The 14,725-nt window shown below is 40.4% G+C and carries 14 protein-coding genes, 1 pseudogene and 1 riboswitch; of the genes and pseudogenes, 7 read left to right on the top strand and 8 right to left on the bottom strand.

The genetic code is table 11. From position 1 onward, the window contains the following. Window positions 1-255: 255 nt before the first annotated feature. The 4 genes and pseudogenes from ACPZ3T_RS23720 to ACPZ3T_RS23705 form a co-directional block, all read right to left on the bottom strand. Complete coding sequence (locus tag ACPZ3T_RS23720; protein ID WP_490271902.1) at window positions 256-804, bottom strand: DUF4334 domain-containing protein; 549 nt, start codon at window positions 802-804, stop codon at window positions 256-258. A 214-nt stretch (window positions 805-1,018) separates the two neighbouring features. After that, window positions 1,019-2,782, bottom strand: coding sequence for a tetratricopeptide repeat protein (locus ACPZ3T_RS23715; protein ID WP_490271901.1), 1,764 nt, complete (start codon window positions 2,780-2,782; stop codon window positions 1,019-1,021). Then, a pseudogene (locus ACPZ3T_RS23710) lies at window positions 2,779-3,231 on the bottom strand (ATP-binding protein); the annotation flags it as partial. The gene ACPZ3T_RS23715 and the pseudogene ACPZ3T_RS23710, both read right to left, overlap by 4 nt. Continuing rightward, window positions 3,218-3,502 carry a hypothetical protein gene (locus ACPZ3T_RS23705; RefSeq protein WP_490271900.1) on the bottom strand — a complete coding sequence of 95 codons (285 nt, stop codon included), beginning with the start codon at window positions 3,500-3,502 and terminating at the stop codon, window positions 3,218-3,220. The pseudogene ACPZ3T_RS23710 and the gene ACPZ3T_RS23705, both read right to left, overlap by 14 nt. A gap of 493 nt (window positions 3,503-3,995) precedes the next feature. Between ACPZ3T_RS23705 and ACPZ3T_RS23700 the strand changes: the two genes are divergently transcribed. Beyond that, window positions 3,996-4,868 (top strand): isocitrate lyase/PEP mutase family protein, encoded by an 873-nt coding sequence (locus ACPZ3T_RS23700; RefSeq protein ID WP_490271899.1) that lies wholly within the window; start codon window positions 3,996-3,998, stop codon window positions 4,866-4,868. Between the two features lie 355 nt (window positions 4,869-5,223). After that, entirely contained in the window at window positions 5,224-5,667 is a 444-nt protein-coding gene (locus ACPZ3T_RS23695; protein WP_490271898.1) for a hypothetical protein, read from the top strand. A 201-nt stretch (window positions 5,668-5,868) separates the two neighbouring features. Here ACPZ3T_RS23695 and ACPZ3T_RS23690 read toward each other — a convergent pair whose 3' ends face one another. Then, window positions 5,869-6,321, bottom strand: a complete 453-nt coding sequence (locus tag ACPZ3T_RS23690; RefSeq protein ID WP_490271897.1) for a hypothetical protein — start codon at window positions 6,319-6,321, stop codon at window positions 5,869-5,871. Between the two features lie 533 nt (window positions 6,322-6,854). Between ACPZ3T_RS23690 and ACPZ3T_RS23685 the strand changes: the two genes are divergently transcribed. The 3 genes from ACPZ3T_RS23685 to ACPZ3T_RS23675 all read left to right on the top strand — a co-directional run bounded on the left by ACPZ3T_RS23685 (window position 6,855) and on the right by ACPZ3T_RS23675 (window position 10,233). After that, the gene (locus ACPZ3T_RS23685) at window positions 6,855-7,184 is read left to right on the top strand and encodes a hypothetical protein (protein WP_490271896.1); all 330 of its coding nucleotides are present in this window, start codon (window positions 6,855-6,857) and stop codon (window positions 7,182-7,184) included. A gap of 125 nt (window positions 7,185-7,309) precedes the next feature. Continuing rightward, window positions 7,310-9,478, top strand: coding sequence for a pentapeptide repeat-containing protein (locus ACPZ3T_RS23680; RefSeq protein ID WP_490271895.1), 2,169 nt, complete (start codon window positions 7,310-7,312; stop codon window positions 9,476-9,478). Between the two features lie 260 nt (window positions 9,479-9,738). Further along, window positions 9,739-10,233 (top strand): hypothetical protein, encoded by a 495-nt coding sequence (locus ACPZ3T_RS23675; protein ID WP_490271894.1) that lies wholly within the window; start codon window positions 9,739-9,741, stop codon window positions 10,231-10,233. 460 nt (window positions 10,234-10,693) lie between these two features. Here ACPZ3T_RS23675 and ACPZ3T_RS23670 read toward each other — a convergent pair whose 3' ends face one another. From ACPZ3T_RS23670 to ACPZ3T_RS23660, 3 genes are all read right to left on the bottom strand, one after another. Beyond that, on the bottom strand, window positions 10,694-11,077 hold the full coding sequence (locus tag ACPZ3T_RS23670; protein WP_490271893.1) for a DUF1636 family protein: 384 nt from the start codon (window positions 11,075-11,077) through the stop codon (window positions 10,694-10,696). A gap of 230 nt (window positions 11,078-11,307) precedes the next feature. Then, window positions 11,308-11,450: riboswitch (cobalamin riboswitch) on the bottom strand. Between the two features lie 132 nt (window positions 11,451-11,582). Beyond that, window positions 11,583-11,822 carry a hypothetical protein gene (locus ACPZ3T_RS23665; protein ID WP_490271892.1) on the bottom strand — a complete coding sequence of 80 codons (240 nt, stop codon included), beginning with the start codon at window positions 11,820-11,822 and terminating at the stop codon, window positions 11,583-11,585. Window positions 11,823-11,871: 49 nt separating this feature from the next. Next, on the bottom strand, window positions 11,872-12,084 hold the full coding sequence (locus tag ACPZ3T_RS23660) for a high light inducible protein (protein WP_490271891.1): 213 nt from the start codon (window positions 12,082-12,084) through the stop codon (window positions 11,872-11,874). Window positions 12,085-12,261: 177 nt separating this feature from the next. On the opposite strand from ACPZ3T_RS23660, the gene ACPZ3T_RS23655 reads away from it, so the two are divergent. After that, window positions 12,262-13,215: an XdhC family protein gene (locus ACPZ3T_RS23655; RefSeq protein WP_490271890.1), complete on the top strand. Its 954-nt coding sequence runs from the start codon at window positions 12,262-12,264 to the stop codon at window positions 13,213-13,215. 205 nt (window positions 13,216-13,420) lie between these two features. Then, on the top strand, window positions 13,421-14,698 hold the full coding sequence (locus tag ACPZ3T_RS23650) for an amino acid permease (RefSeq protein ID WP_490271889.1): 1,278 nt from the start codon (window positions 13,421-13,423) through the stop codon (window positions 14,696-14,698). The last annotated feature ends 27 nt before the right edge of the window (window positions 14,699-14,725 follow it).

Genomic DNA, 14,725 nt, shown 5'->3' with positions numbered 1-14,725 from the left:
TCCTTCTATTGTCTATTTTACAACAGTGCTAGGACTGCACACTCTGTCTTTTGGGGGTGGGGTGGTTAAAGCAATTCGTAATGGGCTAACGCCCCGCTCCGCTAACGTAATTCGTAATTCGTAACGATGCTCCCACCCGGCTCCGCTCTAAGCGCAGCTATGCCGCAGGCTTTACGTAATTCGTAATTTGCAATGGACTTAAAACCCCAAATTTTGTTAATTTAATGTTTGACATGAAAATTTACACTTTACGCTTTATGCTTTACGCGATCGCTTGAGCATAAAAAAGAAAGGTTGAGTTAGGTTTTTATAATCCATAATTCCTAACACAGTGTTATCATCTACTTTTCTAAAAGAATCATTGATTGGTAAATAATCATAAATCATTGTAGCCGAAACTTTCCCTCTATACTCCATCATGCGTAGTCTTGCTTGGCTGTTTTCGGTTTTCATTAAATAAATCATTGACATGAGTAATGGTTTTAGAGAATTATTTTTGGGTATGGATACTTTTAAAAACCAGTCCATTAAAGTGGGATTAGGTGCGACCTGAAAAATTTTTTCTTGACCATCTAAAAATAATAAAGGATGAACATTTTCAGAATCTATAAATTCCTTGCCATACCAATTGGCAATTTCCAATAAACCATCCATTGGATGATTTGTATTTAATCCAGACCCTTGCCAACGACCAAACATAAACTCTAAATTTACAGGTTCGAGAGTGTCAAAAATTTCTAAAGCTTGTTCTTTTGTAGTGTGACCTGTGTTCAATATTAACCGATAATTATCTAATGTTTCCATTGTTATTCTCCTGATAAATGCTATTTTGCGGGAATGAACCTTTAATTATGAAAATCTAGGTGAAAACTTATAGGAATCGTACTTGATTATTAAACAGATAGGTAGGGAAGTCAAATTGCAGTGTGGATTTTCCTCCTGCAATATTGCCGTTGTGTTAGCGACAGCGTAACGCACCTAGCACCAACCATTGATTGTGACACTTGCATAAGTCCTCTTACATTAGGGCTTGAAACCGTTCATCGTTTCTAATACTATCAAAATCTGAATCTGTCTTTGCCCATGTGCGACATTGTTCAGGATTTAAATTAATAGCTATTTGCAGATTTTCTATTGCTTTTTCAACATTATTTTGAATGGCATAACACAGAGCTTTATTGTACCAAGCTTCATGTTTATCTGGTTTAATTTTCAGTGCTTGGTCGTAGGATGATATCGCTTCTCCATTGCGTCCTAAATCTGATAGCACATTGCCGCGATTGTACCAAGCTTCGTGTTTATCTGATTTAAATTTCAGTGCTTGGTTGTAGGATGATATTGCCTCTTCATTGCGTCCTAAATTTCTTAGGGCAATGCCGCGATTGTACCAAGCTTGGTGATAATCTGGTTTAAATTTCAGTGCTTGGTCGTAGGATGATATCGCCTCTTCATTGCGTCCTAAATTTCTTAGCACAATGCCGCGATTGTTCCAACTTTCGTGATCATCTGGTTTAAATTTCAGTGCTTGGTCGTAGGATGATATCGCCTCTTCATTGCGTCCTAAATTTCTTAGCGCAATGCCGCGATTGTTCCAAGCTTCGTGATAATCTGGTTTAAATTTCACAGCTTGGTCGTAGGATGATATCGCCTCTTCATTGCGTCCTAAATCTGATAGCGCAATGCCGCGATTGTACCAAGCTTCGTGATAATCTGGTTTAAATTTCACAGCTTGGTCGTAGGATGATATCGCCTCTTCATTGCGTCCTAAATTCAATAGCGCAATGCCGCGATTGTTCCAAGCATCGTGTTTATCTGGTTTAAATTTCACAGCTTGGTCGTAGGATGATATCGCCTCTTCATTGCGTCCTAAATTTCTTAGCGCAATGCCGCGATTGTTCCAAGCATCGTGTTTATCTGGTTTAAATTTCACAGCTTGGTCGTAGGATGATATCGCCTCTTCATTGCGTCCTAAATTTCTTAGCGCAATGCCGCGATTGTTCCAAGCATCGTGTTTATCTGGTTTAAATTTCACAGCTTGGTCGTAGGATGATATCGCCTCTTCAGATTCTTTTGCTGCATAGAGCAAATTGCCTAGTTCAAATAGTAAACCTACCTTCCTATCTTCTGTCTGATGTTGTTCTGCCAACAAGTCTTGAAATTCCAGAACTTTTTCAATTTTTTCTTCTTGGCTAAGTTTTAAATATTCCTCATAATTTCCTGACAATATCAACCTAGTTGATTCCCGTTCAACTAACTCTGGTGTGGTTGGTAATTCAAATACTCCAGAACGCCAATCAAAGAAATCTGGGGCGCGATGAATTAAATAGTTGATGGAAAAGGAGCGCAATAGAAAAACAAAGCAAAATGCAAAATCATCTCTAAACCTTTCTCGCTGTTGGTTTAAGTGATTTAAAATATGCGGCACGCTGGTTAAATTACTAAATTGCCCTTCAGTTATTTCACCAAAGGTTCTTTTCTCATATTTATATAAGGAATATTCCAGACCTTTAATTAATAAAATATCTATTCGCTTGTTTTGAGCAAACTCAGCCACTCTCTGATATAAATTATCAACTGCCTCAACTAAGCGCAAAACTTCTATATGCTTGTGGGGAATATACTGGGGAAGTTTAATAATTAAATTATCTGCTTCCACAGGAGTACACTGCACAAAATACAAGCCAAATCCAGATTTGCGTTTCAGGGCGCGGACTAAATCTTGATAGGCTGCTTCTGGTTCAGGGGGTAAATCATCATCCCAGTTGTTGAAATCTGAGTTCATGGAAGTTTTGCTACGGCTTCTTTAAATTCTGTAACTCCTTGAATTAATGGATGAATATCATACCAACGCTGCATCTCGCCTTCATCATCTAGATAACGGTATTCTAAAAGGCATCGATTATACATCAGCTTTCTATACTCATCATCATTAATAATGCGTTTAGTACGGGAGACTTCTGCTAACAAACACCATTGAGAATTTTCGACGGCGCGGCGGTAAGTATCTCTAGCTTGAGTAATTGCTCTGCGTACTGCATTTTCTGTAATTGGTAACTCTTCAGTCCTTCCAATAGCGTCTTGAGTTAACAATAGCAAATTCCTGACATGACCTCCACTCATTAAACAAAGTCTTTCTAAGGTTTGGGGACTGTCGAAAATGTCTTTATCTAATGATAATTCTGGTGCAATGTGTCGGACTCGCCTGTTAATTACTTCCTTAACTTTCTTGACTCTTGTCTCCTAAACTCAAAGGCTCATCGTTGAGTATTTGAGGTGGATGAATGGAGTTCAAAGGCTCATCGTTGAGTGTTTGAGGTGGATGAACGGAGTTCAAAGGCTCGTCGTTGAGTGTTTGAGGTGGATGAACGGAGTTCAAAGGCTCATCGTTGAGTGTTTGAGGTGGATGAACGGAGTTCAAAGGCTCATCGTTGAGTATCTGAGGTGGATGAACGGAGTTCAAAGGCTCATCGTTAAGTATTTGAGGTGGATGAACGGAGTTCAAAGGCTCATGGCTTGACTGCTTTTGGTAATTTCCAAGGTAAACAACTAAAAAGCCCTAAAAAACCGGGTTTCTGAACGAAAGATTTGCAAGAAACCCGGTTTTTAACCGAGGTGCAAGATGTGTGTTAACTTGAGTTCGATGACCTCTCCCCAACCCCTCTCTCTTGAAAAGTTCTGTTCGCCCTTGGCGTTGGCGAAGCCATCGGAGGAAACCTCCGCTCAGACTTTTCGCTCCGACGCGGAGAGGGGCTTAAATAATCTGAGTTCGGGATAAGCTCAAACCATGATTCTATCGCTGCCTGAAATTCCTATTATTTCGTATAACTAGCAGCAAAATCGTCTTCACCCGAACTGACGTTAATACAATAACTGATAACTGGTCACTGATAACTGTTAAGGTGAGAGAAGCGATCGCACCTGATTTTGTACTATATATAAATCCGTACTCAAAGCATCTGTTTTACCCATAGTCAATTACGAATTAGGAATTATTTATGATCTCTTGTAGCCAAACACTGCGGCAGTTACTCGCTAAACCGGAAATTATTGTAATTCCTGGTGTGTATGACTGTCTCAGTGCCAAGTTGGCTGAAAAGATAGGTTTTGAGGTAGTAGCTACCAGTGGTTTTGGTATTGCAGCTTCTACTTTAGGTTTACCAGACTATGGTTTTCTCACTGCTACAGAAATGCTCTACAGTATAGGTAGAATTGCCCAGTCAGTGAGTGTTCCTCTGATTGCAGACTTAGATACAGGCTATGGTAATGCTCTCAATGTGATGCGGACTATTAAAGATGCTGTGCAGTTGGGTGTAGCTGGTGTCTTGCTAGAAGATCAAGAATGGCCAAAAAAATGTGGTCATTTTGAAGGGAAACGAGTTATATCCACCGACGAACACGCCGGAAAAATTCAAGCCGCAGTCGAGGCGCGGGGTGATAGCGGTTTAGTGATTATCGCCCGTACTGATGCCCGTGCGCCTCTGGGTTTAGAAACAGCGATCGCTCGTGGTCGTGCCTACATTGCCGCCGGAGCAGATATACTCTTTGTAGAAGCACCCCAATCTGTGGAAGAATTAAAAGCGATCGCAGCAGCTTTTCCTGATATCCCACTAGTAGCTAATATTGTCGAAGGTGGTAAAACTCCCTCTCTTTCGGCGGCTGAATTACAAAATTTAGGCTTTAAAATTGTGTTTTTCCCCTTAACTGGTTTATTAGCAGTTACCCAAACTCTCACCAATTGTTTAACTCAGTTAAAACAACAGGGAACTACAGCTAATTTTCATGATTTAGTTAGTTTTGAAGATTTTCAGCAACTCGTCGGCGTTCCCGAATTTCTGGCAATGGAAAAGCAGTTTAACGTAAAAAGCTAGGTAATCTTCCCCCTCAAGGCAGATAGGAACGTATTCACAAAAAAGCGCAAAAGTAGTTTTTGTCTTCGTATCTTCAGACAGATGTATTTACACTTGTTCAGAGATATTAATGAACACGGGTGTTGTAGACTTATATCTTGCACCATTCTCAATAAGCCTAAAAAGCCCTAAAAAACCGGGTTTCTGAACGAAAGATTAAGGTTTTAAGCTGAGGGATTTGCAAGAAACCCGGTTTTTAACCGAGGTGCAAGAGTAAGAACTTTAGTTCTGAAATCAGGACTAAAGTCCTTACTACAAACTGAAGCATATTATTTTTGCATTACTTAACATAATCTGGTTATCAAATGGTTAGGATATGTCGAATAATTATCAAGAAAAAATCATTGTCCTATGGGTAGCATTTCTACTAGGAACATTGTTTCATACTCAATTAGGTTTAATGCCACTTTTCCACGGATTGAATGTAATTGAATCGCAACCAGCAACATCAATCAATCAAATATCAGGAATTATGTGGTTGATGTTAGGCTTTTTTGTCCTGCCAATATTCGCAATAATTGCTACTGTTTTCACCGATGCTAGACGCTATCGAGTCATTCACTTTGGTCTGACTGTATTTTATACTGTTCTTAATTTCCTGCATTTGGTATTAGACTTGCTTTTACCTCAAGTCCTCTGGTATCAAATCGCTTTAATGGTACTGTTATTTTTGATTGGTTTACTATTAAATCTTGTCGCTTTCCAATGGATGAAAGCACAACCCAGACATCATGATCGAGTTCCTGAAAGGTTAGCATAAACACTAAGGAAAGTATGATTTAGTTATCAGTGACTTGATACAGGATTCCTACTTGATTTTTGAACAGAGACAGAACAGATACATAGATATGTAGGGGAAGCAAATTGCAGTGTGAATTTTCCTACCCTACATACAAAATATCTCAGATGCGTAAGTCTTAATCTTGTATTGTGAATTTTGAGTAGATTCTAATTGTTTGGTTTATTTTTGTTGGGAAATTTCAATAGTATAGCTATACTGCGTCTTAGAGAAATCACCGACATTAATTGAGTAATACCCTGGTGTCCAATAACCGGATAACTCAGCTTGGCTACCAGGAGAAGTATCTGCCGTAACACAAAAACGTCCTCCCGGCCCGTTAACCACCAATGTTGTTTTTCCTGGGGTTTTGGCGGTAATTCGCAGGTATGGTAGAGCCTCCGTGACTTGAATAACTTGATTTGGCGTAGCGGTGATATTGCCGCAGTCGCTAGGAACAGTTTTGTCAGATGTACCATTCACAACTAATGGATCTGAATTAAAACTGCGGTTCATTTGAAGTATGGGTGTTTGCGCTAATATCGGCTGGGAAGTGCCGAATGCGATCGCTTGTGTCAGCACTACACTAGTAATCAATGTACTACTGACAGCTTTCAATAGATGAAAAGTATTCATATATATTTAGTATTTCAACAGAATTTTTGACATAAATCTTCTGATTTAATAGACTCTTTTCCATCAGCATTGTTCCTGAAATATAGTGTATAAAATTTTATAAACTTATTTAACTATATGTATAACTAAAGTATGAAAATCCGATGAAGTGAATAAATTATGAGGAAAACGAGAATAATTGGAGTATATATCTACAGGATATATGAAACTTCTAATTTCAGCACCTTAACTAAAAATGGTCACATCTAAAACCAATAATTCAGAGTAATAGTTAATTTTACCAACACAAGTGGCTACTTAAGACCAACAGATTAGCTAAAATCACAAACAAAAGCACTAAGAAATCATGAAGATCGATGCAGGGAAGAAAAATTAGAGATGGGAGATCAGGGCGATCGCCTACAGCTACACTACAACTTACCATGTAGCGTAGTAAATTTAACTCAATTTTAAGTTTCCTTGCGTAAATATCATGAATTAAATTTTAGTGGTTTGATTAATCAATCAAGTGTCTTAACTGAGGTAAAACATTCATGAATCCTCAATCAGAACAAGAGTTACAACGTCGCCTACAACAGTTAGAAGCCGACATCAACGCCGCATCTCCAAAGTCATCACCCCCAGAAACTTCCAAGTTTAGTTGGCTCAATTGGCAACATTACTTAGAAAAAGGCAAACTCTGGTTTCAAAGCTTATCAGGGACAGGCAAGATTGTATTTGTAGGGGTGGCAGGCTTGTTAGCCTTATCAATTGTGCAAATGGTACTCAAACTTGTGTTCTCTGCCCTAAGTCTGGCACTGTTAGCCGGCTTAGTGTATGTTGGATACAAATTTTTTGTATCTAGTAACGTGCAGAATAAATAATCCTAGGTTTAGGGGTAGCAGAGGGAGAAAAATCATGACTTTTGACTTTTTTCTACCCCATGCCCTACTCAGCACTTATAAGCGGCAGAAAACTAAATTAAAAGTAAATTAACAGGAATTATCTAATGGCCAGCCCAATAGTTAAAAAAAATCATACTAATGAATCTAACAGCACTAAAACTACAGTCAAAACTAATTCCTTAGTCACTAGACGCTTTTGTGCTTGGACTACCGAAATTGCCCTGTTAGCGGCTAGTGGGTTAGTTCCCTTTGGTTTGGGTGTGTATATTAATTCTCTGAATAATTTTAATCGAGTCCCACTCAATCCTGTACTAGTAGTAACAGAAAGAGCGATCGCCCGGCCTTTAGCATTACCCGCCAGCTATGGGATTCGCAATGTCGCTAGTCCCACCAATTTCCTCTGGACAGTAGCTTTATTCGCCCCTACAGTTCTATCTTGGTGGCAATTATATTTACTCGCTAAAACTGGCAGTACCTTACCTAAGCGTTGGTTTGGTATCAAAGTTGTCAACGAAGAAGGGACACCCCCAGGTTTAGCGGCTGTGTTTGTCCGTGAAGGTATGGGACGCTTGACTGTACCTGTATCCATCGCCTACATTCTCTGGCGTTATAGTTTTGCCTTCCCCAACTTAGGATTATTCACCTCCTTAGCAGTATTAATGGTACTAGGTGAAGGCCTAGCCTTACCAGCACGGCGAGGACGCAAAGCATTACATGATTGGCTAGCAGGTACTTATGTTGTTGATGCCCATCGTGCTGCACCTCCAGCCAATGTAGCAAATAATGCCGGAAATTTACCTGCTAACACTGTTCAGAATGTGGCATCAGATGGCAATGCCCCACTAGCAACAACAGCTATGGCCATTACTCCAGACAACAGCAATTTAATCTCATTGTGGCGACGGATGCAGCAAAATCCCAGCCTCACTTTGTTTGGAGTAGCTCTGACAAGTATGATGGCAGTGTTAGCGACTTTAATCGGGACACAAGTTTATCTCCAAACTCAGCAAACTAATCGGGAATCTCAAAAAATCAATAGTCAACAGTTCTTGGCACTTGTTAAACAACTAAGTCCCAATTCCAACGCTAGCCTGCAAGAACGTCAAAGCTTAATTTTGGCTATGGGTAGTCTTAATGACCAACAGTCTATCCAGTTTCTGGCAGATATGATGGTTAACGAAACTAACCCCATTCTGATAGATACCATTCAGCAAGCACTCACCAGTATTGGTATTCCAGCAATTCAAGAATTACACCATAAAAATCAGTTTTTGGCAGGTGAGTTACAGTCTGTCAGCAACACATCCCCAGAAAGAGAAGTAAGACAAAAGCGGTTACAGATTAACCAGCAAACCATCAACAAAATTCTCAGTGTTTATAGTGGTCAAACTCAAGGCTTGGATCTCAGCCGTGTGCAACTAGGGCAAAGTGGTACTCCTGGTAGTTCCTTTTTTAACTTAGTTTTAGAAAATACGGATTTATCAGGAATCAAGTTTAAATCAGCAAATCTTAACCAAGCTAACTTTAAGGGTAGCCGTTTCCGCCATCCTGGTGAAGATGGACGCTTAGACACCTATGACGATGTAGTGTCTGATTTAACTCAAGCCCAGATGAAACAAGCCAATTTCACTGATGCTAACCTCAGCCGTGTGATTATGACTGGGAGTGATTTAAGTCGTGCTACCCTCAACCGAGCTAATTTAGCCAATGCACGCCTAGTAGGTGCTAACCTCAGCAGTGGGCAATTAGTCGGGGCTGATTTACGTGGTGCAGTTCTAGAAAACGCCAGCCTCACAGGAGCAGACCTAGGAGACGCTAAATTTAAAGATGCTAACTTATACGGTGCGCGTCTTGGTCGGGTTATCGCTATTGGTACTCAACTATCATTTGCTAACTTAACTAAAACTGATTGGCAAGCGTCAGACCTATCCGGCGCAGACTTGGAACGAGCTAATCTCAGCTATGCTAACCTGAGTGCAACTCGTCTAACTGGTGCAATTTTACGATCTGCCCAGCTAGAAAATGCTAACTTGCAAAATGCTGATTTAAGTCTGGTGGACTTAAGAGGTGCAAACGTCGCTGGTGCTGACTTCAAAGGGGCAATTCTCACCCCCAACAGACAAGACCCAGCAGATCAATTTGTCCAAACTCCAGACCTCGGTTCAGTATCTGCGGTAGTTAAAGGTGTAGACTTTTCCCAAGCCAAAAACTTAGACTCTAGGCAACTTGCATACATTTGTACTCAAGGCGGTCTTCATCCCCGGTGTCCGTAAGTTATAGTCGGTGCGTGACGCTATAAATTTCATGGCTACGTTCATATACTTTGGTAGCGTCACACACCCTACATAAAAATGTTAAGTAATGTAAAAAATAAGATTAAGTTTGTAGTAAGGACTTTAGTCCTTATTTGTTCGCGGAGCGTCTCGTAGAGAGAACTAAAGTTCTCACTACAAACCTTTAATTATTTACTTTTGCCTTTAATATAGGTATTAAATTAAACTTGGAACATCCAAGATGGTGTGAGGAGTTGGCAATGAAATATATACCTCATTTAATGGCAGCTTTGGGAACAAGTTCAATTTTGAGTTTGGCTCTCAATAGTCAGCCGGCACAAGCTCAGGTAGCATATGGTAGCTACGTAGGTATAGGGCCTGCTGTGGGCATAACTGATAGTGTACAAGTCGGCGGGGTGTTGGCTTTTCGTTACAAGCTGCTAGAAGCACCTATTTCTTTTCGCGCTCAAGCTTTAGTAGGTCAGAATACCGCAGTTGTACCTACGGTTTCCTATGATGTGCCTCTGAATTGGCAAACTGATGCTTACTTAGGTGCTGGCTTAGTGTTAACTGGGGGGGACAGTGCTTCTCCGGTGGGTGACAAAATTAGTTTTGCCTTACAACCGGGTGTTGATTACGCTGTTCCTAACAGTAATACTGTGCTTTTTGGTAACGCTATTATTGCTTTTGATGCCTACCGCAATGGTGGTGGTGCGGCTGTCTCTGTTCAAGGTGGTGTCGGTTTGCGATTTTAGACTGTGATTTGTTGATTTTTGCGGTTACAGGTCATATCTAGTCAGGAAATTGCCTGTGCTTAGTGAACTTGTTTTTATGAGATGATAATCGTTATCAATATCACCATTATTTTGATTATGACAGTGCAAGAATCCTTAGTCAAAATAATCAAGTAGCAATTGAAATTTCTGTTCTCTCACGTCAATGCTTGGAACGTCGTCTTGCCGATATTGGAATTTTACGTCAAGAAATTGACACTTGGGAAGAACAACTTGACACTCCTCAGCCGTCATGCTGAGGATTCTTGCTAGCCTTCTCCTTCGGAGACGCTAACGCGAACGGCAACGCTCTGCAATTTTCTTGGCTGACTACTAGTAGTAGTCAGCTGTTTAGTGCTGAGAGTTTTAAGGACTAAAGTCCTTACTACGAACTTAATTAACTACTGGTGTTGAATTAACAACAATTGTGATGTAATTTTGCCTATTTATTGAGGGGTGGAATTTTGGCTAAGATGCCTTTTTTTAAAGCTTCTGGACGTTCTGACCAAGGAAGTAAACCATCTGGTTTAGTGTAGTATTTAGTGGCACATTCGAGGATAGCAGATGCACTATCATCAACTGCTAAGTTACCAAAAAGATAGGTGATTTTTTCTTCTCCTTGGAAGGCGATAACGCAAGCATGACTGCAAGCACTCATACATTCAACCCCTTGAATCGAGAATTGATTTTGCAGTTCCCAAGTTTGTGCAAGTTGTTGCAGTTGTTGTAATAGCTGCTGTCCGCCACTTTCACCAACTCGCTTGCCATCTTGCCACACACTGGCGCAGGTTGTGCAGACGAATAGATTATGCTGTTTGTTGTTCATTGATTTGTAGTTATTGCTGATTTAAAGTATGAGTTAGCCTCAGCCAGACGCGTGAAAGAAGATATACAACAGGTTTTCTAGCTTTGTATCGTGATCTTCTGGCAAAAAATTGTGATGTTTGCAGAGTGTCTACAATCTCATAGAAGTTTGTAGTGTGTGGCGGATATCTGAAGCTATGAGAGAGTAAGCTTGACTAGGGAGGAAAATATTCATCTGTACCTCGCAGATGGGAGTTGGTTGTACTTACGGCGGGCATTCTGACTTTGAGATTGGTATCTCATTACAGCTGCGGGACAGTGCCGGATTTACACCGGGCTTTCCCCCTTACCTCTGATGGCTGTTCCCCATCAGAACCGCATATGCGAATATTATACAGCAATTTTGGCGATACCTACGGCGCGCTACGCCTACGCACTCAATTTCTCACAAATATTGAAAGAAGTCTTATTGATGATTCATAAGACTTCCGATCAAGTTATTTAATTGACAAAGTACACGCAAGCTTTTATCCTAAATTGCTGAAAAATGTTGCCCAAAGAGTTCCTGTTACGCCCACAGCAATTAAAGCGTTGGTGAAAAATCTGCCTAATTCAACTTGCTCTCCCAATACTTTATCATCTTGACCTGCGCTGAAAAATAGTGACCAAGCTTGGTTAGCATTGATAGTTGCAAAGTTGTTGAAATCAGGTCTAAATACAACAGTTCCGATTAAATCTTTTCTGGGGAAATCAAAGTCAGTTCTCATGGTTTTTTGTCCTTGTATATTATTTATCTGGTGAAACAATCAAACTTACCTACAGGTTTGTCAACCATTGAATCAAGCCGTTACCGGTGATGGCTTCTACAGCGATGAGGGAGACAAAACCAATCATCGCCAAACGTCCGTTGAGTTTCTCTGCATACTCAGTAAAGCCTGCTCTGGGAGTTTGATCTACATAAACTTTTGGTTCAATCGCAAAGTTGTTGAGTTGACCGAGTTCGTTTGTTGTAAAGCCTTTGCTTGTCATGTTTTTTTCTCCGCTTCTTATGTAACTAAATATAACAATATGTAAATAATTTTTGCAAGTACTTGACAAAATATTTTAGTGGTGTAAGCCGTAATAGAGTGGTTGTAGATACCGTATGATGAATATAGAGCGATCGCCTGGAAAGTTGTATGTTGTAAATATGAGAGTCAAGTTGTCATGCTGGAACTTTACGAACAACTGGCGATCGCGTTAAAAAGAGATACTGTTGTTTTAGCCACAGTTATCAGCACCAAAGGCTCTACACCCAGAGAAGTAGGTGCAAAAATGCTGATCTGCGCCAATGGCACAACCTACGGTACAATTGGCGGCGGTGCTGGAGAAGCCAAAGTTTATCAACGAGCTTTGCAAGTATTACAAACTGGTGAAAAACAATTAATAGAAATAGATTTATCTGGCACACCACATCGAGAGATTCAAGGTGTTTGTGGTGGCACAATGTTAGTCTGGCTAGAGTTATGGTCAGGTGATGCTAGTTGCAGGTTAGTTAATGCAATTATCAAACAATTAGAGTCTGGGCAACCAGGAGCAATGATCACACCTTTAAATATTCATGGTACACCCTACTTAGAAACCCTCAATATTCCTGACTCACCGCAACTACAAAATCAGGCTTTCATTGAACCTTTGCTACCACCACCCACCCTATTAATTATTGGTGCAGGACATATTGCAGTTCCCTTAGCTCAGATTGCAAAGATTGCAGGGTTTAGAATCATCGTACAAGACGATCGCCCAGAATTTGCCACCACACAAAGATTTCCCGATGCCTCATTAGTCTTAGAACAACCTATCACCGCAATTGGGGAAATTATTCACCAAATTCCTAATTTATATATTGCTTTAGTGACTAGGGGTTATTTACAAGATGTTGCCGCTTTACCAATATTAAAAGATTGCCACGCCCAATATATTGGTATGGTAGGCAGTAAAAAACGGGTGGATACTGTTTACAGAATGCTGCAATCTCAGGGGAGTTTACCAAAGATATATGCACCCATTGGCTTAGATATTGGTGCTTTAACGCCGGCAGAAATTGCAGTTAGTATCTGTGCAGAATTAATTAAAGTGCGGCGTGGTGGAACTGGAGTATCAATATCTGAGACGATTTAGTTACCGTCTACTGTCACCAAAAAATCAAGTTTTTTGTTTGTAGTAAGGGCTTCAGCCCTTGTTTTCAGGACTAAAGTCCTGACTACAAACCTCTAATCTATTTTTTGCAAAATTGCTAATATATTTACATAATTTAACAACCAAAACCCCGGTTTTTTGAAAAAACCGGGGGTTTGGAAAAACCGGGGTTTTTCAACAAAATCATATGACTTCTATAAATGCGTCTCCACGTTTATTTTCTCGGCTGGAACTCAACGGTAATAGATTGACTCATCAACCGGGTAGTGTGTTAGGTAGTACCGCCTTAGTTGCTGGTACAACAGTCGGTGCAGGGATTTTGGCACTACCTGCGGTGACACTACCTTCTGGGGTTATTCCTTCTACAGTGTTACTGATACTAGTCTGGCTATACACCTTAATATCTGGATTATTAATTGCAGAAGTTAGTATTAACACCATGCGTCTAGAAGGACGTTTGAGTGTGGGTTTTTTGGCAATGGTAGAAAATACCCTGGGTAAATTGGGGGCGAGAGTTGCGGGTGGGGCATATTTATTTATGCACTATGCTTTGTTGGTGGCTTATGTTACTCAAGGTGGGCAGATTTTAATTTCTGCATTGGCTAAAGTGGGGGGTATTCCTGAGCATTTGCCTGGGTGGGTAGGGACAACAACTTTCACCCTCCTATTTGGCGGCATTATGTATGGGGGTAGAGAAAAGTTTATTGAAAAACTCAATAGTGCTTTTGTGGCTATTGTCCTCGTTTCGTTTTTAGGACTCTTACTATTAGGAACTGGACAAGTTCAAAGTGTGCAGTTTTTCTTTCAAGATTGGAGTGCTGTGGGCAGTGCTGTATCTGTGATGTTAGTAGCACTTTTTTATCATAATATTGTGCCGGTGGTGGTGACTCAATTAGAAGGAGATAGTCGCAAGATTCGCCAATCCATTATTATTGGTTCTGCCATTCCTTTAGTCATGTTTTTGGCATGGAATGCAGTAATTTTAGGTAGTGTCAGCCCTGAAATGGCGCAAACATATCATAATTTTGACCCCTTGCAAATTCTCCGCGCTGGGGGTGCAGGTGAATGGTTGGGGGTATTGGTATCGATATTTTCAGAGTTTGCGATTGTCACATCGTTTATTGGGTTTGTTTATGGGTTAGTGGATTTTTTTCAAGATGTGACGGTAATTCGTCAGAGGGGACTTGATCAGCGTTTATCACTTTATTCCCTGATTTTGTTACCGCCGATGAGTTTAGGGGCAGTTAACCCGAATATTTTTCTGACAGCTTTAGATATTTCCGGTACTTTTAGTATTTCCGTTTTGGGAGGAATCATCCCCGCCTTGATGAGTTGGCAGCAACGTCAAACATCACATCATGAACATCAATTACTAGTTCCTGGGGGACGGGTGACATTAATGATCATGATTGCGGTTGCATTAGTAATGATGACCAAACAAATTCTATCTATGGTCAGATATTAAAGTGTAATTATCTACAAAAGAAAATAT

The sequence above is a fragment of the Aliinostoc maniaoense genome (genome assembly GCF_058172895.1).
The sequence above is the reverse complement of the archived record's forward strand: the minus strand, read 5'-3'. Positions and strand labels throughout refer to the sequence as shown.